Annotated in this window: 16 protein-coding genes and 1 pseudogene; 11 read left to right on the forward strand and 6 right to left on the reverse strand. The window is 43.0% G+C overall.

Annotated elements, in window-relative coordinates:
• The 3 genes and pseudogenes from V7K35_RS29260 to V7K35_RS29270 all read left to right on the forward strand — a co-directional run.
• Positions 1-243, forward strand: a pseudogene (locus tag V7K35_RS29260) (photosystem II q(b) protein); the annotation flags it as partial.
• Positions 244-519: 276 nt separating this feature from the next.
• Positions 520-1,029, forward strand: coding sequence for a hypothetical protein (locus tag V7K35_RS29265; protein ID WP_335083947.1), 510 nt, complete (start codon positions 520-522; stop codon positions 1,027-1,029).
• A 49-nt stretch (positions 1,030-1,078) separates the two neighbouring features.
• Entirely contained in the window at positions 1,079-1,966 is an 888-nt protein-coding gene (locus V7K35_RS29270; RefSeq protein ID WP_335083949.1) for a hypothetical protein, read from the forward strand.
• Positions 1,967-2,030: 64 nt separating this feature from the next.
• Here the strand turns inward: V7K35_RS29270 and V7K35_RS29275 are convergent, their stop codons facing one another.
• From V7K35_RS29275 to V7K35_RS29295, 5 genes are all read right to left on the reverse strand, one after another.
• Entirely contained in the window at positions 2,031-2,750 is a 720-nt protein-coding gene (locus tag V7K35_RS29275) for a hypothetical protein (protein ID WP_335083951.1), read from the reverse strand.
• Between the two features lie 407 nt (positions 2,751-3,157).
• The gene (locus V7K35_RS29280; RefSeq protein ID WP_335083953.1) at positions 3,158-5,275 is read right to left on the reverse strand and encodes a catalase; all 2,118 of its coding nucleotides are present in this window, start codon (positions 5,273-5,275) and stop codon (positions 3,158-3,160) included.
• Positions 5,276-5,507: 232 nt separating this feature from the next.
• Positions 5,508-6,572, reverse strand: a complete 1,065-nt coding sequence (locus tag V7K35_RS29285) for an alpha/beta hydrolase (protein WP_335083955.1) — start codon at positions 6,570-6,572, stop codon at positions 5,508-5,510.
• A 483-nt stretch (positions 6,573-7,055) separates the two neighbouring features.
• Positions 7,056-7,916: a 3'(2'),5'-bisphosphate nucleotidase CysQ family protein gene (locus V7K35_RS29290; RefSeq protein WP_335083957.1), complete on the reverse strand. Its 861-nt coding sequence runs from the start codon at positions 7,914-7,916 to the stop codon at positions 7,056-7,058.
• A gap of 332 nt (positions 7,917-8,248) precedes the next feature.
• Positions 8,249-9,169: a sugar kinase gene (locus tag V7K35_RS29295; protein ID WP_335083959.1), complete on the reverse strand. Its 921-nt coding sequence runs from the start codon at positions 9,167-9,169 to the stop codon at positions 8,249-8,251.
• A 144-nt stretch (positions 9,170-9,313) separates the two neighbouring features.
• Here V7K35_RS29295 and rsmI point away from each other — a divergent pair, with 144 nt between their 5' ends.
• From rsmI to V7K35_RS29315, 4 genes are all read left to right on the forward strand, one after another.
• On the forward strand, positions 9,314-10,174 hold the full coding sequence (gene rsmI, locus V7K35_RS29300; RefSeq protein WP_335083961.1) for a 16S rRNA (cytidine(1402)-2'-O)-methyltransferase: 861 nt from the start codon (positions 9,314-9,316) through the stop codon (positions 10,172-10,174).
• Between the two features lie 480 nt (positions 10,175-10,654).
• Entirely contained in the window at positions 10,655-10,936 is a 282-nt protein-coding gene (locus V7K35_RS29305) for a GlsB/YeaQ/YmgE family stress response membrane protein (RefSeq protein WP_273764137.1), read from the forward strand.
• Positions 10,937-11,008: 72 nt separating this feature from the next.
• The gene (locus V7K35_RS29310; protein ID WP_335083963.1) at positions 11,009-11,920 is read left to right on the forward strand and encodes a general stress protein; all 912 of its coding nucleotides are present in this window, start codon (positions 11,009-11,011) and stop codon (positions 11,918-11,920) included.
• Between the two features lie 569 nt (positions 11,921-12,489).
• Positions 12,490-16,131, forward strand: coding sequence for a response regulator (locus V7K35_RS29315; RefSeq protein WP_335083965.1), 3,642 nt, complete (start codon positions 12,490-12,492; stop codon positions 16,129-16,131).
• A gap of 844 nt (positions 16,132-16,975) precedes the next feature.
• On the opposite strand, the gene V7K35_RS29320 is transcribed toward V7K35_RS29315, so the two are convergent.
• Complete coding sequence (locus V7K35_RS29320) at positions 16,976-17,992, reverse strand: ribose-phosphate pyrophosphokinase (RefSeq protein WP_334796724.1); 1,017 nt, start codon at positions 17,990-17,992, stop codon at positions 16,976-16,978.
• A gap of 793 nt (positions 17,993-18,785) precedes the next feature.
• Between V7K35_RS29320 and V7K35_RS29325 the strand changes: the two genes are divergently transcribed.
• From V7K35_RS29325 to V7K35_RS29340, 4 genes are all read left to right on the forward strand, one after another.
• A complete protein-coding gene (locus V7K35_RS29325; RefSeq protein WP_335083967.1) occupies positions 18,786-20,552 on the forward strand; it encodes a protein kinase domain-containing protein in 1,767 nt (588 codons plus the stop codon).
• Positions 20,552-21,232, forward strand: a complete 681-nt coding sequence (gene bioD, locus V7K35_RS29330) for a dethiobiotin synthase (RefSeq protein ID WP_334796726.1) — start codon at positions 20,552-20,554, stop codon at positions 21,230-21,232. The genes V7K35_RS29325 and bioD overlap by 1 nt, the downstream gene beginning before the upstream one ends.
• Before the next feature lie 395 nt (positions 21,233-21,627).
• Positions 21,628-22,563 carry an undecaprenyl-diphosphate phosphatase gene (locus V7K35_RS29335; protein ID WP_335083969.1) on the forward strand — a complete coding sequence of 312 codons (936 nt, stop codon included), beginning with the start codon at positions 21,628-21,630 and terminating at the stop codon, positions 22,561-22,563.
• 97 nt (positions 22,564-22,660) lie between these two features.
• On the forward strand, positions 22,661-23,353 hold the full coding sequence (locus V7K35_RS29340) for a DUF4337 domain-containing protein (RefSeq protein ID WP_335083971.1): 693 nt from the start codon (positions 22,661-22,663) through the stop codon (positions 23,351-23,353).
• The last annotated feature ends 46 nt before the right edge of the window (positions 23,354-23,399 follow it).

Genomic DNA, 23,399 nt, shown 5'->3' on the forward strand with positions numbered 1-23,399 from the left:
ATCGGTATCTGGTTCACCGCCTTGGGTGTAAGCACAATGGCGTTCAACTTGAACGGTTTCAACTTCAACCAATCAATCATTGATTCTGAAGGTCGCGTCATCAGTACTTGGGCAGATGTGATCAACCGCGCTAACCTGGGTATGGAAGTAATGCACGAGCGCAACGCTCACAACTTCCCCTTAGATTTGGCAGCAGGTGATTTTGCTCCTGTAGCTCTAACTGCTCCTGCTATCAACGGTTAATCATAATCTGATATCCGCTCTTCGCACTTATCTGTAAGTAAAAGACGCTCTCCCGAAAGGGGGGGCGTTTTCGCATTGGGTTAATTGGGACGTTAAGCATGGCATTGGATTAGACACTTTTTTGAAGTGCAAAAATATTGATCGGTGTTGCACCAAAACCAGAGTGCTATAGTTCAGAACTTAGGCAATAATGATCAAAAAGTAAATTTTACGGGTAATAATTGCTAGCAGCGCAGATAATTGCCTCAAAGCTCAAGATATAAGGAGAAGCCAAGAATGATTTTACACCGTGGGCGGAAAGTGGTAGCTGCTTTGTTGCTGTCAGTGGTACTACTGACAACAGCTTGTACTGCAAAAGCACCTGGACGTTTTGATCAGGTGCAAAAAGAAAGCACTCAACAAAGAAATGGTCAAGCGGTGACTAAGACCGCAACTCAGGGTAGCGAATTTAATAAACTTTTCCCTAATGCAGGTGATGGCTACCAGCGCGTCTATACCCAAGAGAAAAAAGGCTTTGCGGAAGCGAAATTGAAAAAAGGCGGTAAAGAAGTAGCGTTACTGTCTATTTCTGATACCACCAGTACACCAAGTACAGCAGCAAAATTCTCGAAAAGCACCAAAAAAATTGGCGGTTATCCCGCAGTCGAAGTTGGTAAGACGCAAACTGCAATTTTGGTAGGAAAGTACCAAGTAAAAGCACTTTCTCGCGATTCGTCATTTACAGCTAGCGATCGCGCAGATTGGCTAGAGAAGTTTAATCTTAGTCGTCTAGCTAGCCTGAAATGATCCGCATTACCGACATTAAAGATAACAAAACCTAAATAAGGAGATTTTTGTGAGCAAATCGATTTTTGAGTTGGTTGATCAATTGCCAACTAGCGGCTTGACCATTTCTATGTTGAATTCCCTCGATTTTGTTGCTCCTGGCCAGTGGCAAAATACTGTCGGTTTTGTCAATACTATTAAGATCGTTACTGGCGAAGACGACGAAGATTTAATTCAGCAAATTGGTGAAAGAGCAATTTATCTATTCAACGACAAATCCCAAGGATACCAAACAGCTTTGTGGCTATATCAAACTGTTGATAATACAGATAAAGCGCTTGGTGCAGCAGCTTTAGCTAACAAGGTTGGCGAGAAAATTCCATTATTGGGTTTTTTAAATTCTGTCACTCCCAAACCAGACAAAGCCCAAACCATCGATCTGACATTAAAATTAGTGGCTGAGTTAGTAGCCTTCTGCCAAATTAACGGCATTCCTGGAGACAGTATTGGGGATTTTGTCGCCTCTTTAGGTGAGTATAGTGGTGAGTCACTCATCCGCATGGTGGCATTAGTTTGTGTTGATGGCTTGATCCCTCTGGGCCCAGACTTCATCAGCAAAGCGATATCTGGGCTTAATCAGACAAATCCACAGGAGTTAGAAAAAAACTCAACTTTCCAAAACATCAAAGATGTGATTCCAGGTAACAATTCTGCTGGAAAACTCAACTTTATCGGCGAAAGCTTTGACTCAGTTAAAGGTTGGATGAGTGATATTGTCAACGCCAATAATTTAACGCCACAAAAGGTAGTTGGCAATTTGCAACATTTTGTCGATATTGCCGATGACAAGTTAGACTACCTCGCAGCGTTCCTGGATGTAGCAACAAATTATTATGAACACACTGGTACGCAAACTTTAGCACGTCGCTTGATTGAACGGGCGGTGGCTGAAATTTAGGTTGATTGGGGGGCTGGGGAGTGGGTTAAAATTGAATTGCCCAATCCCTCATGCCCCATACCTATTAGGGTAAACGTAAATCTGCTGCGATCGCATATAAGTAAGGTTGAAAAATAGCCAAGTTTTCCAGTTTCTCAAACTTACCTGTTTGCGTACCAGTGTCAAATGCAGTGGTAATTACGTAAAGTTTAGTGCCATCAAAGGCAACATGACCAATATGTTGCTCTTGTACTCCACCTTTTTGCTTAAGTCCGGCAAACCCATAGCGGATTCCCTGAAGCTTACCAACGGGTACTGGTTGCGGTGGATAGGCTGAGAAAGTAATCTGTTTTCCATATTTACCCTGACGGTCTTTCGTAAAAGCCGCGTATTGGTCTGCAACCCAAGCCTTGAGCGCTAGTAATACCTGGGTTTGGTATTTGGAACTTTGGTAATCCACTTGGGAACCAGGTGGAATACCGGCTGCTACGAGTTTCTTTTGAAAATCCTCATTGTTTGCTAGTGGGTAAACGTTAATCTCAACTGTACCCAAACGTTCCCCTTTGGAGGAGACACACAATAAAGGCGCATTTCCCTTACAAGGAGCAACTTGCCAGTTAGCTGGAGCAGCAGCATTTCCCAGGATTTTCTGCCAGATATTTCCCTCATTAGGGTTGGGAAGTTTGGCAACGACAGGGGGTTTTACCTCTTTGGGTGGAGAAAATTGGGGGAGAACAAATTTTGCTCCCAGTGGTATTAATACCAGCAAAATAGAACCTAATAATAAATGATAAAGTCGTAACATTTTCTTAAAAATTCAGAGCCAAGGATTGCAGACTAACGATATCTACAATACTTTATGGGTATAGAGGAAGAATAAATTTATATTGCTGCGAGTTCCGCAAATGGAACTCAACAAACTATAGCGCTTCTTTGTGGAATGAGCTAGAAGGTAGGGGCGCACAGAGGTGCATTAAACATACGGTTATTTAACTTACAGCACATGTATTTGAACCACATCTATCGTAGGGGCACAGCAATGCTGTGCCCCTACCGCGTGGTCTATTTACCTGAAAATAGCTGTAATATCAATAAACATCTCTAAATAAGAATATATATTGTCGGCTGTAAAAATGGAAAGGACAGAAGTTAGGTTTACCCTGCTTCTGTCCGATTTAGGATTAGTTACCGTTCACAAAGTCAAGCAAGTGGCTATGCAGGCACCATTTCCTTTTGAAATCTCATCCAATGGCGATGTTGAGTGATCGCACTGATAAAATCATCAGCTACAGATTTCAAGTCAGATTCACTAGAAGTCACCACACCTTTGTCAGAGCGCGCGCCATTTTGCGACAACTTCACACCTGCAATATCAGCTACCGATAGGAGTTCAACCCCTTCGCTGGTCGCGGCGATTGTTTTATAGTGCTTGAATGCCTCGTTAATGAAGTTAATTGCTTCTCCCTCTTGCTTGAGCGTCTTAATGCTCTGCGCTCCACCAGGTACATACACCGCATCAAACATCACAGAAGCAGCTGTGACAAAGGTCATCTCAACCGGGATTTCCTGTCCATCATCGCCTTTGATTTTACCGCCATGAGTCGCAACGATTTTCGCCTGAGCGCCCTCTTGGATTAGTGCTTGCTGGAGTGTGCTAAGTTCCTGAGCATTTACACCATCCGCCGCTAGAATTGCAATCTTGCGACTCTTAATCGTTTTTTCTGGCATCTTCTCTAGCATAGTTTGGATACTGAGCGCCGGAGATTTCTGCCCATGATTTGGTTTGACTTCTGTAGGAACAGGTAAGCCTAGTCCCTCAGCAATGCGGGTTACCAGTTGATGATCGACAGAGTTAAATAACTCCAGCATCCGTTCTTTTACGGCGGGGTTCATCACTTTGCCCAGCTCAAAAAGTGCGGCTTTGACTAAGTGTTCTTTCTCCGGTTCAGACAAACTGTTCCAGAATAAAGTTGCCTGACTGAAGTGGTCTTGGAAACTGGGGCTGCGTTCTCGAATTTTATTACCTTCCACCTGCTCCTTATAGCTGACAAAGCCGCCAAGATTTTCTGGAGCCGTCATCGGGCAACCATTACCCAGGGAATTCGGGAAGTAGTTCACCTTTGAAGTGGGAATGTTGTACTGCATAACGCCGTCCCGTTGGTTATTATGGAACGGACAAACGGGGCGATTAATTGGTAAATCGGTATAATTTGCGCTTCCTAAACGGTGTACTTGCGTATCAGCGTAGGAGAATATCCGACCTTGCAGCAGTGGATCATCGGAGAAGTCGATGCCCGGTACAATATTGGCAGGTTGAAAAGCAACTTGTTCGGTTTCCGCAAAGTAATTGTCTGGGTTGCGGTTGAGTACCATTTTGCCGATTGGCTTCACCGGAACCAGTTCTTCGGGAATGAGTTTGGTGGAATCAAGGATATCAAAATCGAACTTAAATTCGTCCTCTTCCTCAATAATCTGTACACCAAGTTCAAATTCTGGATAATCGCCCATTTCGATCGCATCCCCTAAATCGCGGCGATGGAAATCAGGGTCTTTTCCGCCTGCTTTTTGCGCTTCATCCCATACTATCGAATGCACGCCCAGAATCGGCTTCCAGTGGAATTTCACAAACCTGGCTTTGCCTTGTTCGTTGACAAAGCGGAAAGTGTGAATCCCAAACCCTTGCATCATCCGGTAACTTCTGGGAAGGGTGCGATCGGACAGTATCCACATAATCATGTGCATCGATTCCGGCACCAGCGAGATAAAGTCCCAAAAGTTATCATGAGCAGTTCCCGCTTGGGGTATCTCATTGTGCGGTTCGGGTTTTACCGCATGAATCAAGTCAGGAAACTTAATCGCATCTTGGATAAAAAATACCGGAATATTGTTGCCAACTATATCGTAGTTGCCATCTTCTGTGTAGAACCTAACAGCAAATCCACGTACATCGCGGGCGGTATCAGCTGAACCCCGGAACCCGGCAACCGTAGAAAATCGAACGAAGACCGGAGTTTTAACCGAGGGATCTTGGAGAAACTTTGCCTTTGTATACTCTGCTAGGGATTCATAAGGCTGGAAATACCCATGAACACCTGCTCCTCGCGCATGAACCACCCGCTCTGGAATGCGCTCTCGGTCAAAGTGTGCCAGTTTCTCACGGAAGTGAAAGTCTTCTATCAATGTGGGGCCACGCTCACCAGCTTTGAGCGAATCATTTGTGCTGTTAACCCGAAGCCCCTGATTGGTGGTCAAATATTCCCCAGCTTCTTGACGAGAGGAGTCTAAAGCCTTCTGCTTACTTTGCTCGTTGATCGGATTGTGTTCAGTCATGTTCGGTTGTGTGGAGTGCTATTTAACAGTTGAATTAATTTGCGTAGTGTGTTATTTAATTTTGTTTAGCAGGTAAATAAGTCTGCCGGGATAGGTTGTTACCGCTCCTCATTCCTTTTCAGGCGAGTCACTAAAAGCGACTCTTCTATTTTAGACAACGATAGTACAATAGTTCCTCTGACTCAAGACGGAGAGAAGCGGGGTCTATCTCATCTGCTAGTTGCTAAGTGGATTACTTACCCAGAAATCCAGAGCGCAGTCCGGCGGCTGCTTCCCTAACCGCCTGCTTCGCCTTATCTACGACTGCTCCGGTGCCAAAGAATTCATGAGTCACGCCGTTATAGTTGGTTGCCTTTACAGAGGAACCCGCCTCACGCAAACGCTTGGCGTAGGCTTCTCCTTCACTACGCAGGGGGTCAATTTCTGCGGTAATCACGGTCGCAGGTGGCAGACCGCGCAGGTTTTCTGCTCGCAGTGGTGAAGCATAGGGATTACTCCCATCAGATTCACTGTTTAGATATTGCTTCCAGAACCACATCATCATCGCTTTGTTGAGCGGTTTGGCGTTGGCATTCTCCTGGTAGGAGGGTGTGTCAAAGGCGTAATTGGTAACAGGGTAGATTAGCATCTGATGTACAGGTATCTTACCACCTCTATCACGCGCCATTAAGCAGGTGACAGCTGCCAAGTTGCCGCCTGCGCTCTCGCCGCCGACTGCAACCCGCTTGGGGTCGCCGTTAATTCGGGCAGCATTCACCATAACCCACTGAGTTGCAGCATAAGCATCTTCTGCTGCTGCGGGAAACTTATGTTCTGGGGCTTGGCGATAGGCGACAGATACAACTACACAGTTAGCTGCATTAGTCAAAGCGCGGCACGATGAATCATAGGTATCTAAATTGGCGATTACCCAGCCGCCACCGTGGAAATAGACCAGCACAGGGAAGGGCCCCTCTCCCTTTGGTAAATAAATACGCGCCAGAAGATCGCCCCCTGGCCCTGGTATAAGTTGATGGTTGACATCCCCGACCATTTCCACCGCAGGTTTGCGACGTTTGGCAAGCACGCCCATAACTGCATCTGCCACAGTCGGGGTGTTGCGAGCATTCATGGGCGACAATTTCTCAATTGGCGGTGCGTTAAAAGAGGCAAGTTCATCTAACACAGCTTTCATTTGGGCATCAGGTGTAGATACAGCTTCTGCGGACTTTGCCAGAAGTGGGCTACCTAGAGCGATCGCCACCACACCTGACCCTGCCAGCGTGGCAAACTCTCTTCTGGATATCTTTTGATTCATAAACTCCTCTAAAAAGTACCAGAGCAGAAGTACTATTTAAGTCTGACTGGTTTTTTATCCAATTCCACGCGACGCCGAATAGCCCGTCGTAGACATCGCTACTGACATCATGTGAAGTACTGGATCATTGCCCGTCTCATATAAATGGCTCAGATCGCAGTAAGCTGACTTCTGGATGGCATTGAAGAGACTTACTCAACCTCTAAAAGTACTTCATCAGTATCAATCTTAAAAAGCTAGAAGCAATTCTGCCTCTAGCATTGGTCAGTAATGCCTAAGTTATTGAACCGGAATAAACTACTGCTAAATGCAGATGTGATTATGAATACAAATGAGTTAAGCAAAGCGTTGGCATTGAAGCAACATGGTATTTACTCTGTTTTCGCTGCTTGGCTATTAATTTCACTCAAATGTTAGAAAATAATTACATACGTACTTATGAGTGTTTTAAAAGCAAATTAAAAAATATTCATCCTCGCCCCATTAGCTATGCTCAAACTGCGCTAAAATCCTTTCTGCTTCCTTACACAGCATTTGGTGATATTCACCGTTACTAGCCAGCAAACCTCCCCATTGATTGATATCACCGATGTTATACTGCAATGCAGTGCCGTCGAAGTGGGTAAATTTACCACCAGCTTCTGTTAAAATCAGTTCTGGTGCTGCCATATCCCAGTCTTTGGGCGCAGACTTCCCGGAAAGTGAAATGTAGATATCTGCCTGTTGCTCGACAATAGTGGCGATTTTGCAGCCTACACTACCCACAGCTTTCTGGTTTTGACAGGGTAAGTTTTGTAGTAAGTAATCTAAGCGTTGGTTGCGATGAGAGCGACTAACGACTAAAGTTAAATCCTCAACTCGTTTGCCTGACGACACTTGTAAAGGAACAGATCGATCACGGGTTTCTACAAATGTACCCCCACCTTTGATCGCGTAATATAATTTTTCTGCTTCTGGTACTGCTACCACTGCCAACACTGGGCGTGTTTCCTTGACTAAAGCAATGTGAACTGCATAGTCCCCAGTTTTTTCGATAAAGTCTCGTGTGCCATCCAAAGGGTCAATTATCCATACCCAAGGGGAAGAAGGGTGTGCGCCCGTACTTGGCGATTGATAGGTTTCTTCACTGATGTAAGCAAAATCTTCATTACCCAAAGTTGCTTGTAGCCTCTGCAAAATGTATTGACTCACAGCTACATCGGCAACGGTAACAGGCTCATTCTCTTTATATTGTACTTTTAAGTTAGGGTCTTTTGCAGTACCGTGGTAATACGATCGCAGTATATCTGCTGCGCCCCAACCAACCTCACGAGCGATCGCTAATATTTCTTGTAAGTCTTTCATTAAATTTGACCTGATATAACTTTACTAAGTACAGTTTTGCGTAAAAGCGTAGTGTTTTTAATGCAGAGGAACGCATTAACATCGCATCGGGATGCATTGGCATTGTAAAAGGACGCATTCACATTGTATCGGGACGCATTGGCATTGTATCAAGACGCATTCACAATGCAGAGGAACGCATTCACATTGTATCGGGACGCATTCACAATGCGGCCGATGCATTGGCGTTGTATCAAGACGCATTCACAATGCATCGGCATACATTGGCATTGCAACGGATTACCAAATTTAATTCGCTACAAATTAATAAAATGCTGCACTAAGCCGACTAATCAGCCTTTTAAATTCATCCAGCGCCGAGTACCAAAAAATTTACAGGAATCAGCAGCAATATTAGCTGCCAGTGCCAGAGCATCAGTAAAACTTTCCCTTAAAATGTAATCACAGAAAGCACCGTGAAAAATATCTCCAGCCCCTAATGTATCAACCGCTTGCACCTGTGGCACATCTACGATATCAGTTTTAGTGCAATTTAAGTATTCAATTGGTTTTTGTCCTTGGGTAATGGCGATGTAAGGAATGTAAAATCCGCCTAGATAGGCGAAAACCTCCTCTCGAGTGTGGCAATTGGGGGGATAAAAATTAGCCGAACAAATAGCATAATCTACAAATGGCAGAACTTGCTCAAATCCTGCTTTCCAACTACCACCATCAATTACTACTGGGATATTCTTGGCTTTAGCCATTTGGGCTATAGAATAACTAACCGCCATCTGATGTCCATCAATCAGTACTATATCGACATTTTGCAAAATATCTGGCGGGATAGATGCGCTGCTGACTTGAGTTTTGACAGCATTGATGGAAACCACAGCTCGTTCACCCGTGGTTTGGGTGACAATGATCGAAGAGACAGGCGGTGCTAAATCAGTGGTAGGCTCAAGGTCTCTGATCGCAACTTTGTAATTTGCCAAATCAGCTCGAATTAGCTGCGTCATGGGGTGAGAACCCACTGCACCCAAAACTGTAGCCTGATTACCTAAATAATTGAAAGTCACAGCCGCGTTTGTAGCTGGGCCACCTGCTGCTACAGTATAGTCAGTAGCAACAATCTTCTGATTATTCTTCGGGGCAGAGTCAGCGAGGTAAATCAAATCCAAGGTTACTAAACCTACAAATAAACCATGAGCCAATTTTGGATTTTGGACTTCAACTTCTCTGACTCGAACGATTTTGGATTTTGGATTAATCATTTGTCATATATGTTCGTCTAGCTGTATAAATTGTTGTTGATAACTCTTAACTCCACTAATTTTAGATTTTGAATTTTTGATTTTAAATTGAGATAAAAATCTAAAATATAAAATCTAAAATTGAATGACTCATAACTCTTGCTCATGCAAACCGATCCAAAACCAGGAACACTTTACGTCGTCGGCACACCAATTGGCAATCTTGAAGATATTACCTTTCGGGCGGTGCGAATTTTACAAACTGTGGATATGATTGCGGCAGAAGACACGCGTCACACAGGGAAACTGTTACAGCATTTTCAAGTTAAAACACCGCAGGTAAGTTACCACGAACATAATCGTACCAGCCGCATCTCAGAATTATTAGAGCATTTAGTTAACAATAAAGCGATCGCCCTTGTGAGTGATGCTGGGATGCCAGGTATTTCCGATCCTGGATATGAACTGGTGAAAGCCTGTATTGAGGCAGGAATTACAGTAGTTCCTATTCCTGGTGCTAGTGCAGCAATTACCGCTTTGAGTGCAGCTGGATTACCAACGGATCGGTTTGTCTTTGAAGGCTTTCTCCCAGCGAAAAGTCAACACAGACAACAACATTTAGAATCTCTGCAAACAGAATCTCGCACATTGATTTTCTACGAATCGCCCCACCGCTTACGAGATACTTTGCAAGACTTAGCAGAGGTTTGGGGAAGCGATCGCCAAATCGTGCTAGGGCGGGAGTTAACAAAATTGTATGAGGAATTTTGGCGGGGGACAATTGCTGAAGCGATCGCTCACTACAGCGAACGAGAACCCCAAGGTGAATATACATTAGTAGTGGCAGGAATTCTAACCAGTCAGCCCCAACTGACACAAGAGCAATTGAAAGCCGAATTGCTACAGTTAATTAGTCAGGGAATATCGCGATCGCAAGCTAGCCGTCAATTAGCAAAAGCCACTTTCCTTCCCCGTCGCCAACTCTATCAACTAGCTCTTTCTATAGTCCTTACTCCTGAGTCTTGAACAGCTAATAAGTGGATGGGTGTAAATAATAGGACTTACGCAAAAATTGCCAAAAAGCTTAATTTATCGAACCGCCAAGACGCCAAGAGCGCCGAGAATTCGTAGAGTGTGCGTAAGTCCTAAATAAATATCATCTGTCATTATGCCTGCTTACTTACCGCTTTGAGAAAATCACAATATTTGCAAAGATTAAGATGCTACCGATTAGAAGTTATGGTTGTGCGTAACTTCTAATCAAATTTTCGTGTGCGTAGGCTAGCAAAAACCGCAGGCATCACCTGAATCAATGATTACAAAGCAGCCAATACTTGGATTATATAGTTAAAGTAAAGAAAGTATTAGTTAAAGTAAAGAGGTGAATATACAAATGATATCTAAAGATTTTTAATATTAGTTCTCTAGATAGATCAAAAAATTTGTCGAAAAACTTTAAGATAGAATGGTCAGGAACAAACCACATTCTATCGAAGGAAAAATTATATGATTACTAACATTATTGCTTGGCTGGTTTTGGGTTTGATTGCAGGTGCCTTAGCTAAGTTATTTTATCCTGGAACCCAAGGTGGCGGTATTCTCTCCACCATTGTCTTAGGAATCCTTGGAGCGGTAGTCGGGGGTTATTTGGGTCAAACTTTGCTAGGAAGTAGTTCGGCAGCCGCCGCATCTGTAGGAGCTTTTTCTCTTGGAAGCATTTTATTTGCTGTTCTTGGTGCGATGCTCTTGATTTTCCTTTGGGGTTTATTTACTCGTCGAGCTGTGTAATTACCTGATGTATATTACATCAAATTAGCTAAAAGTCTTGGGAATCACTTCTAGTTGCAATCAACCGATAAAATGACATTAGAAAATGAGCGAAGAACCATAGGAGTTTTCGCTAAAAGTTCGGATGCACAATTGGTACTTCAGGAACTAAAATCTTCTAATTTTCCGATGCATAATGTTTCTGTCATTGCACGGAGTGCAGAAGAACAAAGTGATATTGCTGGTGTTGAAGTTAAAGAGCGCACCGGCAATATATCCTCAAAAGATGCCGCTAGAGCCGTCACTGGCAGTGGTTTAGGAGGTCTTAGTGGGTTATTAGTTGGTTTAGTCCTCTGGGTAATTCCTGGTATAGGCCGAGTCATCCTAGCCGGAGCAAAAGCAACAGCGATCGCTACCACTTTAGCTGGTGGTTTGCCTGGTATCTTGCTAAGTTTAGGAATTTCTAAAGAGCAAGCACAGGGTTACAGCGATCTTGTCTGTAAAGGTTACTATTTAGTAATAGTAACTGGTATAGATATAGAAATTCGTCTTGCTAAAAGAATTTTTAATCGTTGTGATATTCAACAGTGGGGTGTTTATCAGCCATACTCGACCCCAAATAGTCGCTATAAACAAGCAGTTGGTGTTTTTTATACGCGCCAAGATGCACAAAGAGCGCTTACTGAACTGAGAACAGCTGGCTTTCCGATGAGTCAAGTATCTATAGTTGCTAAAAATACAAGCAACCTAAGTGATATTTTGGAAGTAAATATCAGCGCTTCTCAAGATAACTATACCACTTTAGGAATTCCTGATGAGCTAGCCAAATATTATGAGCATCAGGTGTCTCTTAGCCATTACGTAGTAGTTCTAAAAGGGACTGATATTTACATAGCAGGTGCAAAAGCAATTTTAGAGAGTAACAACATCCAACATTTTAGTATACATAGCCAATCTGAACTTGATGCAACTAGAAGCGATCGTCAGATCACTACTAACTTCTAGTTAAACCTCAAATTAATCTCAAAAGGTTTGATGGCATATTGTGATTGTGCATAATTAGGAAAGTTTATAGAAGGAATATATTTTTTGTCCTATAAATTGCATATTTATATAAATATATATTACCTTTTGAAACCTTAAGTTACCATTTTTTAGTTAAAGTCTATTCTGAAATTTATAATATAATAATTATCCACTGGCAGACTCAATCAAAAAAATAAGTGATTGCTTTTTTTTGAATTACAAAAGTTATAATATCTCAATATTTTATCTTAAGCTATAGCAATCTTAAATGAGTTGTAAGAAAATTCACCCCCGGCTAACCCATTCTCTCCGATGCTTTGGGGAAGTAGTGCGTTGGGCGGCGAGTCATTTTTGCTGCATCTGGCGTGCGGCTAGAGGGGGAAGGTTGTATTTGTAAAGGTATTTATATATTAAGATACAATTAACATTGTTTAGCGTGTAAAAAATTAGACATTTACCACGTTAACGAAATATTATAAATTTGTATAACTAAAACATAATCCGAAGAGTGCCAAAAATATAAATAATTGGAATAATTGCCTGGAATAATGTTGAACCGTTTGAAGATTGGAAACAAGATTGGAATAAGTTTTGCCCTGAGTTTGGCAACTCTGACCACGATTGGTCTAATCTCTTATCAAAGCACCAATGACCTAATTAAAACTTCGGTCAATGAAAACCATACCTACCAGGTGCTAAGTCAACTTGAAGACCTGAACTTGCAACTGACTAATGCTGAGACTGGGCAACGTGGTTACGTAATTACTGGAAAACAGAGCTATCTGGAACCTTATAATGCTGCCATTAATGTATTGGATCAAAAAGTCAACGAACTTCAGAGATTAACGGCAGATAACCCCAACCAGCAGCGGCGACTGGATATTTTACAGCCACTAATCGCTAAAAAGCTAGTTGAACTTAAAGAAACCATTGACTTGCGCCAAAATCAAAGCTTTGAAGCTTCCCAGAAGGTTGTGCTGACAGATCAGGGTAAGCAACTGATGGGTGAAATCCGCAAAGTCATCTTGGCAATGGAAAATGAGGAGAATGTACTCCTGAAGCAGCGCTCTCAAAGGGCACAAGCAGCTGCTAAAAAAACACTCGCTAGCATTGTCTATAGTATTCCCCTATTTTCTTTGATCTTGGTTTTGATCGGATTTATCCTCACAAGACATATCTCAGTACCGCTGAAGCGAGTTTCGGAATCGGCAGAAAAGTTAGCGAATGGGGATTTATCGGTGAGTTTACCAGATAGCGATCGCCAGGATGAAATTGGTGTGTTGACGCGCACTTTCAATCAGATGATCGTTAATCTGCGAAACACAACTCGAAAAAATGACGAGCAAAATTGGCTAAAGTCTAATTTGGCTGAATTTACCCAGATGCTCCAAGGGCATCGAAATCTAGAAAGTGTGTCTCGCCTGATATTGTCGAATTTAGCACCACTGGTTGGGGCATCGCAGGGCGTTTTTTATTTTATGGACTCAATAGACGACGAGCCTGTATTGAAGTTGTTGAGTAGTTATGCTTATAAAGAGCGCAAAAATCTGGCAAATCAGTTTCGTTTGGGTGAGGGACTGGTAGGACAATCTGCCTTAGAAAAACAAAGAATCCTCCTAACGGAAGTTCCTAGTGACTATATCCGCATCAGTTCCGGCTTGGGAGAAGCTCCACCGCTAAATATTATTGTGTTGCCTATACTGTTTGAGACGCAGGTGAGTGCCGTAATTGAACTTGCCTCTTTTGGGCCTTTTAACGAGTTGCACCTGAGATTTCTAGAGCAATTGAGTGAAAATCTGGGTGTATTTTTGAATAACATCGCCTCACAATTGCAAACTCAGCAACTACTTGAAGAGTCTGTTACTTTAACAGAGGAACTGCAAAGCCAGCAAGATGAACTACAGCAGAGCAATCAACGCCTGGAAGAACAGGCGCATGAGTTGGAAGAATCACAATTTATTGTCAAGCAGTCTAACGAAGAATTACAACAACTAAATGAGGAGTTAGAAGAAAAGGCAGAATTGTTAGAAGCTCAAAATCGGGAAGTTGTCCGCAAGAACCAGGAAGTTGAGCGAGCGAGGCAGTCTTTGGAAGAAAAAGCTGAACAACTAGCGTTGTCTTCCAAATATAAGTCGGAATTTCTCGCAAATATGTCCCACGAGCTACGGACACCGCTAAATAGCCTGTTAATTTTAGCAAGGCTGTTAGCAGATAACTCTCTTAGCAACTTGACCGAGAAACAGGTAGAGTACAGTCGGACTATTTACTCGGCTGGAACTGATTTGCTGGAGTTGATCAATGACATTCTAGATTTGGCAAAAATTGAGTCGGGTACTATGGTGCTTGATATTGAGCAAATTGCTTTTGCAGATTTAGAGACATCTATAGAGTACACTTTTCGGCAAGTTGCCCACAATAAACAACTCAGTTTTACTATTGAACTGGATAAGAAGTTACCCCCAACAATTTCTAACGACTCCAAACGCCTGCAACAAGTGCTGAAAAATCTCCTGGCTAACGCCTTTAAATTTACTGAAAAGGGAGGCGTGAAGTTACAAATTAGTATGTCTTCTGAGGCAGCTCAATTTGATAATCCGATGATTGCTTTTGCAGTTAGTGATACGGGCATAGGCATTCCAGTCGAGAAGCAGAAGATTATTTTCGAGGCATTTCAACAGGCTGATGGCACAACCAGCCGCAAGTACGGGGGAACTGGCTTGGGCTTGTCCATCAGCCGCGAACTGGCTCAACTTTTGGGGGGGAGAATTGAACTAGTCAGCCAACCAGGACAGGGAAGCACCTTCACGCTTTACTTACCCAAGGGACAGGAAAATAATAATAAAAATCTTCTCACCACAGCACACTCTGAGCCAACCACCCCTATCCGCACAGCATCGATCATAAAAGAAGTGCCAATGGTCGAAAACAGATCGACTGTGGACACTTCTCCATCCGCGAAAGTACTTACCACCTTTGCCAACGAAATCCCAGATGACCGGGAAATAATTCAACCGGGCGATCGCATTTTGTTGATTATTGAAGATGACGATAAATTTGCCCGTATTTTACTAGATATGGCCCGTGAGCAGGGTTTTAAAACTATTGTTGCTTTACAGAGCAAACAAGGTCTAGCACTGGCAGAACAGTTTAAACCCAATGCAATTATGCTAGATATCCACATGCCAGAGATGGATGGTTGGACGGTGCTGGATCGTCTGAAACATAAACCAGATACCAGACATATACCAGTACACATCCTTTCTGTTGATGAAAGACAGCAACGGGGATTACAACTAGGAGCGATTACCTATCTGCAAAAACCCGTCTCTCCAGAAGCGCTAACTCAGGTATTGACTGAGATTAAAGGCTTTATTGAGCGTCAGGTAAAAAATCTCCTAATTGTAGAAGATGATCCCGTACAAGCCCAAAGTATTATCGAACTGATCGGTAATGGTGATGTCCAGAGTACAGCAGTGGGTACGGGGGCAGAAGCCCTGTTGATTTTGCGATCGCATCACTTTGATTGTATGGTATTGGATCTCGGTCTGCCCGATATGAGCGGGTTTGCCCTGATTGAACAGATAAAGCTTGAACCCAGGCTTTTGAAACTGCCGATAATTGTTTACACCGGCAAAGAACTCAGCCGACGAGAAGAAACCCAACTGCGGGGACTAGCAGAGACAATTATCATTAAAAATGTGCGATCGCCAGAGCGGTTGTTAGACGAAACTGCCCTGTTTTTGCATCGGGTGCAAGCAAATTTGCCTCCACCAAAGCGTCAAATATTAGAGCAACTACACCAAACTGATCCGGTGCTAGCTAATCGAAAAATTTTGATTGTGGATGATGATCTGCGAAATATTTTTGCCCTCACCAGCTTTTTAGAAAGCTATCAAATGCAAGTACTGTTTGCCGAAAATGGCAGAGATGGCATAGAGAAGCTGCAAGCTAACCCTGACATTAATATAGTTTTGATGGATATCATGATGCCGGAAATGGATGGTTACGAAACTACCCGCGCCATCCACCAGCAACAACAGTTTCGCTCACTACCAATAATTGCTTTGACTGCCAAAGCCATGCCAGGCGATCGCGAAAAGTGCATCGAAGCTGGAGCCTCTGACTACATCACCAAACCTGTAGATACTGAGCAACTGCTTTCACTACTCCGGGTTTGGCTGTATCGCTAAGTACAGCATTTCATTAATTAGTAGCGAATTAAATTTGGCAATACCTGGCAATGCCAATGCATCGGCTGCAATGTTAATGCGTCCCGATACAATGCCAATGCATCGGCTGCAATGTTAATGCGTCCCCCTGCAATGCCAATGCGTCGGCTGCAATGTTAATGTGTCCCGATACAATGCCAATGCATTGGCTGCAATGTTAATGTGTCCCCCTGCAATGCCAATGCGTCGGCTGCAATAGTTAATGTGTCCCAATACAATAGACCTCTTGCATAAGTCGAATAGACCCCCCTTAATCCCACGCCACTTGCTACAACGGAGGGAACCTCCCTTCGGGTTCAGCAGTTCCTCATGGGGGAAACCCCCAAGATCGGACTGCCTCACCGCAACGCAGTGGCTCCCCGATATATTGGGGGGAAACTTGAAATCTTGCCCCCTCCCCAATATATCGGGGAGGGCTGGGGAGGGGTGATTCAAGGATTTTTGCAAGAGGTCTAATGCCAATGCATCCCGATGCATTAAAAACGTTACGCTTTTACGCAAAACTGTACTAAGGGAGTAGGGAGAGAAAAAGTTTTCTGTAACCCAGTTTGGAAGCTCGAACTGTTTGTATTGCAATACAGTTCAGTTAAGCATTTCTCCTTTCTCTCTGTGTTCTCCGCGCCTCTGCGGTTCATTAAAAAAAATTGACTTTAGACAAAGAGGTATAGCCTTAACTGAACCGTATTGGTTTGTATTGTAATCTCAGTACAGAAATTTTAGAGATACTAAAAACCCACACTTTACCCGATGAAGGGGTGAGTGTGGGTAATTTATGCCTATAAGACGAATGACAGTCTTTTATCGGTTAGCGGAACATACTACTGACTGAAGTATCTTCATGAATCCGCCAGATAGTTTCTCCTAACAGATTAGCTACTGACAGCACCACTAATTGTGGAAAACGATTGTTTTCTGCTATGGGAATCGTATTGGTGACAATGACTTCCTCAAACAAACCACTGGACAACCGTTCCCTCGCTGGTGGAGAGAACACCGCATGAGTTGCACAGGCGTATACTTGACGCGCTCCTTCTTCACGCAGTAATCGCGCCCCTTCTGCGATCGTCCCCCCAGTGTCGATCATGTCATCCACCAACACTGCCGTTTTGCCTTTAACATCGCCGATGACATTTAACACTTCTGCAACATTATGTGCCTGACGACGTTTGTCGATAATCGCCAGTGGAGCATCATTGAGTTTTTTCGCAAATGCTCTGGCTCGTGCTACACCGCCAACATCGGGGGAAACAACCACAAGATCAGGCAGTTGTTTACTTGTGAGATAATCCAGCAATACTGGCGAACCGTAAACATGGTCAAAGGGGATATCGAAATAGCCTTGAATTTGAGCGGAGTGTAAATCCATTGCTAGAACGCGGTTGGCACCTGCTTCGGTAACTAAGTTAGCAACCAGCTTGGCAGTTATTGACTCTCGTCCTGCCGTTTTGCGATCGGCACGGGCATAACCATAGTAGGGAATTACTGCCGTCACCTGTCGCGCAGAAGCTCGACGACAGGCGTCAACCATAATCAGTAATTCCATCAAATGATCGTTCACGGGTTGACAAGATGGCTGGATTAAATAGACATCACAACCCCGAATTGATTCTTGGATTTGAACGTAAAGTTCTCCATCCGCAAATCTTTTGCGAATCATTGGCCCCAAGTCCATGCCCAGATAACGAGCGACTTCTTGAGACAGTTGTACATTGGCAGAGCCAGAAAACAGCCGCAGGCGATGATTATCGGTCAGTCCTGTTGCAGATGGTTGCATTTTGAAAGTTGCAGAACTGAGCACAGCAGATCCTCTATGTGCATTCATAGCAATATTATCATTAGAGATTTAGTAGATTTAATCAGGAAATCGCCTAAAAAAACATTTGTGAGTTTTTTTAAAGATTTCATCCAAAATTTAAACATTTTCCCATATAATTATCATTTGCTAACTGTCTAATTTTCTTGGAAAGCAAACTATTGATAGCTTAACGGACATCAAGTCCGTCAGCTAGGTCTATACTTCAAGTTTTTTAGGTTGAGGTAAATGACCCTAATCTCTCTAAAGATTAGTGTGATAGATTGCTGCTTCTAACTACCTCATTTATAACTGACAGTAAAGCATTTACAACTTAAGTAATATTGAACTTTATTTTTAGACAGGAGAACACTTGCGACTAAGTGTTAAACAGGTATCTGATTATATTCTATGATACTAGCGGTAAATAAATAAACTAGCAGACTTAATTTTTAGTTTTAATTAACCCAATAAATTCCCAGATAACATTGGTATTTATAGCAATTTTTTATGAAATCCTTGCTATATAAAGAAACTATTCTATGTAGGCTCACATAGAATTGGTATTAGCAAACTCTCACTTACGTGGGTTCTGGCGCAGGGCTGACAGCAGTTCCAAGCGGTGAGAGAACAAGAAAACGGGCAGGGGAGAAGACACCATACATAAATTACTGTAGACAGTTAAGACACTTGAAGTAACTTTGCGTATACTCCTAACTATTATGTAAGGTAAAATATCGCTGCATGTGACTGTGTTGCCTCTTAGACTTAATCTTTGTGGGTGACTTCCTCCTCAGTTGCTAATACACTCAATCAATCGATCATGCAACCACCGATTAAAGTTGGCACTGTCTTGCAAAACCGTTACCGCATAATCCAAATTCTCGGACAAGGAGGATTTGGTAGAACCTATCTGGCAGAAGACCAGAGGCGCTTTAACGAACTTTGCGCGATCAAGGAATTGATTTCAACAGCAACGGAGGCTTTGGCTTGGAAGAAGGCACAAGAGCTTTTTCACCGAGAAGCTGCCATTTTATATCAAATCGAACACCCACAAATACCTAAGTTCCGGGAAAGATTTGAGCAAGACCAACGCTTATTTTTGGTGGAGGACTACATTGCAGGTCAGACGTACCGAACTATACTGGCTGAACGTCAAGCTGTGGGTAAAACCTTTACAGAGGCTGAAGTATTGCAGCTAATACAGTTGTTGTTGCCTGTTTTAGAGCATATTCACAGTCGAGGAATTATTCACCGCGATATCTCCCCAGAAAATATTATTTTGCGAGATAGTGACGCTAAACCTGTATTAATTGACTTTGGGGTGGTAAAGGAACTGGCAACTCGTTTACGATCGCCAAATAGCCCAATGCCAGAAACCACTGTGGGAAAATTAGGCTACTCTCCTAGTGAACAAATGCAAACAGGGGGAGCTTATCCTAGTAGTGACTTGTATGCATTAGCGGTGAGTGCGATTGTTTTGCTGACTGGTAAAGAACCAAGGGATCTATTTGACGAAAACCAACTAACTTGGAATTGGCAGCGGTGGGTAAGAGTGAATCCGCGATTTGCTCAGGTGTTAAATCGCATGTTGAATCATATACCAAGCGATCGCTACCAAAGTGCTGCTAATGTATCCCAAGCACTGCAATTGGCTCAACCCCGTGTCCCTACCCCTAATAATGTATCCAACTTGCAAACAATGGCTGTTGGTCGCCGGCCTAACTTAGTACCACCAGCAGCTTCGCCCAAGAAGAAACAACCCGCTCCTGTGATTCCACCAAGTAATACTAGCTCAATCTTGGATAATCCGTTAGCGATCGCAGCAATTGCCATTGCTGTAGTGATCATCGCCGGATTTGGTTCTTGGGTATTGGTAAGTTCTATCCGCAGTCAGTCAAAACCATCACCAAGTGAGACACTTCCACAAAATTTCCCTTCACCAGTGATTTCTGGTGGTACTACATTCACATCTACACCCACCAACAATCAACCTGTTGTATCTAGTAGGCGACTCAATCTGCAAGCATCTAATAACATAGCCACGGTTAAAGATACTCTCAAAACAAATCAAATAATCCGCTACACTTTTTTTGGGCAGGAAGGTGACAAATTAACTGCGTTTCTTGACCCAGGAAGCAGCGTTTTGTTAACACTCTTCAGTCCCAATCAACAACCAATTGAGCAGAATATCCAACAAGTAACATCTTATGCAGGTACATTGCAGGTTACTGGTAGATATACTATTGAATTAACACTGCTTTCAGGAGTTGCCGAAAGCAATTACAACCTCAATGTTGCATTAGAAAAACTAGTCAAACCAACACCTACAGAAACACCCCTGCCAATTCCGACAGAAACACCCCTGCCAATTCCGACAGAAACACCCCTGCCAATTCCGACAGAGACACCCTTGCCATTTCCGACAGAAACACCCCAGCCAATTCCCACACAAACACCCTTGCCATTTCCGACACAAACACCCTTGCCAATTCCCACACAAACACCTAACCCAATTCCGACAACTGGTGAAACGCCAACTTTTCCGCCGGCTGATGGAACACAACCATTTTCTGGCCAAAGAAATTAATGTTAAACACACTATTGATTACTGGAACTGATACAGAAGCTGGTAAAACTGTTTTAACAACAGCATTAGCAGCCTATTGGCAAAAATATTACCCGCAACGTAGCTGGGGAATCATGAAACCGATTCAATCGGGAATTGGCGATCGCGAGTGGTATCAAAAGCTATTTGCACTAGAACAATCTGCTGAAGAAATTACACCTTTGTACTTTCAAGCACCTCTCGCGCCTCCCATAGCCGCCGCACGAGAAAATCGCCGAGTCGATTTAGCACTTGTGTGGCAAGCTTTGTCTAAATTGCGATCGCATCGTGATTTTGTGCTTGTAGAAGCCTTGGGAGGGTTAGGTTCGCCAGTAACTGAGGAATTAACGGTAGCCGATTTAGCGGGGGAATGGCGTTTACCAACGGTATTGGTAGTACCAGTTAGATTGGGTGCGATCGCTCAAGCAGTGGCGAACGTAGCATTAGCTAGACAATCGCGCATCAATCTCAAAGGCATTGTTCTAAACTGCGTACAACCTCGAACGGATGCAGAAATAGCCGACTGGACACCACACCAATTAATTCAATCACTCACTAACACGCCAGTTTTAGGCTGCTTGCCTTATTTAGATAACCTGACTGATTTAGATAAACTTGCTCAAGTAGCATCAGATTTAGATTGGGAAACACTGACACTTTAAATTGGGGATTGGGGATTGGTCATTGGAGAAAAAGTAGCGAACGTCCAATCATTTTTTACAACTGGTACAGTCACAGTTATGACATAACTCGGTAATACCTTTGTCAACAAGACGTGCAATGGTAAGAAAAGATGAAATTAACCTAACTTTAGTGACACACAAGGCAGGATTTACCTGCCTTATTTAATTTTTGGGATTAAAATAACACTTTATTAGCAAGTTTCGTCTGTGCGAAATATGACTAGTTAAAGACGTTTTTAGAATAACCAAATGGTATTTGTTACCTGACGGCACGTCGCACGAACACACGATATTTTGTATTTGTATTTAGATGTCATCAAAGTGCCATGTCTTAGTCACAGAAGCGTCACTGACGTAAGTTACTTTGTCGGTATTTGATTAGAAGTAAACTATTTACACCTGATATGATGATGCTTTATTTCGTGGTGGCGAGTGCAGTCTGTAGCAACGGTAGTGAAGTGAATCTAGACTTTGCTAATCTTAGCTGGATTGACGTGATTATTTTAGGCATCGTTCAGGGAATTACAGAATTACTACCAATTAGCAGTACTGCTCATTTGCGGATAGTGCCAACTTTACTGGGACTGAAAGATCCGGGATCTGCTTTTTCAGCAGCAATGCAGTTAGCTAGCTTGACTGCTGTTTTAGTCTATTTTTGGCAAGACTTAAAAAAATTAACAGGAGAGACAGTTAGGGCAATTAGCGGACAAGATTATCAATCTAGTTCTTTGCAACTGATGTTAGGTTTATTGCTAGGAACCTTGCCCATTGCTGTAGCTGGTGTGCTACTCAAACCAATTCTTAATGCCTGCAACTCACCAATGCGAGGGTTAGTAGTTATCGGTGCGGCTTCAATTATTATGTCAGGATTGCTAGCGATCGCAGAAAAACGCGGAGGACGCGATCGCACTTTTGACAACCTCACCCTTTGGGATGGTATTTGGGTAGGAGTTGCTCAAGCTTTTGCCTTGATCCCTGGCGTTTCTCGTTCTGGTTCCACCCTCACTGCTGGGTTATTTTTGGGTATGAAACGGGAGACATCTGCCCGATTTTCTTTTTTGTTGGGCTTACCAGCCGTTATTTTGGCAGGTGCTGTAGAACTCCACACTCTTACAAAAGCAGGACTGAGTGCATCTGGTTGGTTGACTTTGTTGGTAGGCTTAATCTCTGCCAGCATTTCCGCTTTTGCAGCAATTTGGGGACTCCTACGCTACCTGGAAAAACACAGTACCTTGATTTTTATTTTCTACCGCTTGGCGATGGGTGTATTTTTGATAGTTGCGGTGATAGCTGGTTGGTTGCAGAATTGATTTTAACTAAATAATAGTTAAAACTCTATCCTTTTATGGGTAGAGTATTCTGACTCCTGACTCCTGTTTTATCTTTAAGTGAAATTGGTATAACAATATGGACATAAACCCAATCGACCTGGTTGAAGATGAAAACGATGAACCCGAAACCCCAGCTAACCGCGAAAAACGCAAAAGCCGTCTAAATAGTGCTGTTGCAATTGCAGTTGCATTGATAGCAACTTTTATGGGCATCTGCAAAGTCAAAGACGATAATCTAGTTCAGGCAATGCAGCAAGCTCAAGCAAATAAAATTGACGATTGGGCGTTATACCAGGCTCGTAATATTCGTGAAGAAATAGCCAAATCAAATGTGGTGCAACTGAAATTGCAATCTGTTTCTCAACCTTCTGCTGTGAGGGCTGACTATGAAAAACAGATTGCCGCTTATCAATTAATTGCTGATAATGAAGACCAAAAAAAGCAGGAACAGAAGCTAGTTGCTCAAAAAGATCAAACAACCTATGACCAGCTTAATTACCATGACGACCAGTTTGACCTAGCTGATGCCTCTTTATCGCTCTCTTTATCGCTATTTGCCATTACATCTTTATCTCAGAAAAAATGGTTGTTCTATCTCGCCTTGTTTCCAACTATATTTGGCTTGGTCATGGGGTTATCCGGATTATTAAACTGGCAACTACACCCTGATGCATTGACTAAATTACTATCCGAAAATTTCTTAGAAAAACCAGCCGAAAACAAAATAGTGCTTTCCACTCGCACTATCCCAAATCCCAAAGTGTCTTAACTTTTGCTCTACGTAACTGATTATTAGCGTAGGCGTAGCCCAGGGT

Origin of the sequence: Nostoc sp. (assembly GCF_036917275.1) — a bacterium.
Taxonomy (GTDB): Bacteria; Cyanobacteriota; Cyanobacteriia; order Cyanobacteriales; family Nostocaceae; genus Nostoc.

Bases quoted from the DNA above. Each gene is read 5' to 3' on its own strand.
- V7K35_RS29315 (WP_335083965.1), top strand. From the start codon at position 12,490: ATGTTGAACCGTTTGAAGATTGGAAACAAGATTGGAATAAGTTTTGCC.
- V7K35_RS29275 (WP_335083951.1), bottom strand. From the start codon at position 2,750: ATGTTACGACTTTATCATTTATTATTAGGTTCTATTTTGCTGGTATTA.
- V7K35_RS29310 (WP_335083963.1), top strand. From the start codon at position 11,009: ATGACATTAGAAAATGAGCGAAGAACCATAGGAGTTTTCGCTAAAAGT.
- V7K35_RS29305 (WP_273764137.1), top strand. From the start codon at position 10,655: ATGATTACTAACATTATTGCTTGGCTGGTTTTGGGTTTGATTGCAGGT.
- V7K35_RS29265 (WP_335083947.1), top strand. From the start codon at position 520: ATGATTTTACACCGTGGGCGGAAAGTGGTAGCTGCTTTGTTGCTGTCA.
- V7K35_RS29280 (WP_335083953.1), bottom strand. From the start codon at position 5,275: ATGACTGAACACAATCCGATCAACGAGCAAAGTAAGCAGAAGGCTTTA.
- V7K35_RS29320 (WP_334796724.1), bottom strand. From the start codon at position 17,992: ATGAATGCACATAGAGGATCTGCTGTGCTCAGTTCTGCAACTTTCAAA.
- rsmI (WP_335083961.1), top strand. From the start codon at position 9,314: ATGCAAACCGATCCAAAACCAGGAACACTTTACGTCGTCGGCACACCA.
- V7K35_RS29325 (WP_335083967.1), top strand. From the start codon at position 18,786: ATGCAACCACCGATTAAAGTTGGCACTGTCTTGCAAAACCGTTACCGC.
- V7K35_RS29295 (WP_335083959.1), bottom strand. From the start codon at position 9,169: ATGATTAATCCAAAATCCAAAATCGTTCGAGTCAGAGAAGTTGAAGTC.
- V7K35_RS29340 (WP_335083971.1), top strand. From the start codon at position 22,661: ATGGACATAAACCCAATCGACCTGGTTGAAGATGAAAACGATGAACCC.
- V7K35_RS29290 (WP_335083957.1), bottom strand. From the start codon at position 7,916: ATGAAAGACTTACAAGAAATATTAGCGATCGCTCGTGAGGTTGGTTGG.
- bioD (WP_334796726.1), top strand. From the start codon at position 20,552: ATGTTAAACACACTATTGATTACTGGAACTGATACAGAAGCTGGTAAA.
- V7K35_RS29285 (WP_335083955.1), bottom strand. From the start codon at position 6,572: ATGAATCAAAAGATATCCAGAAGAGAGTTTGCCACGCTGGCAGGGTCA.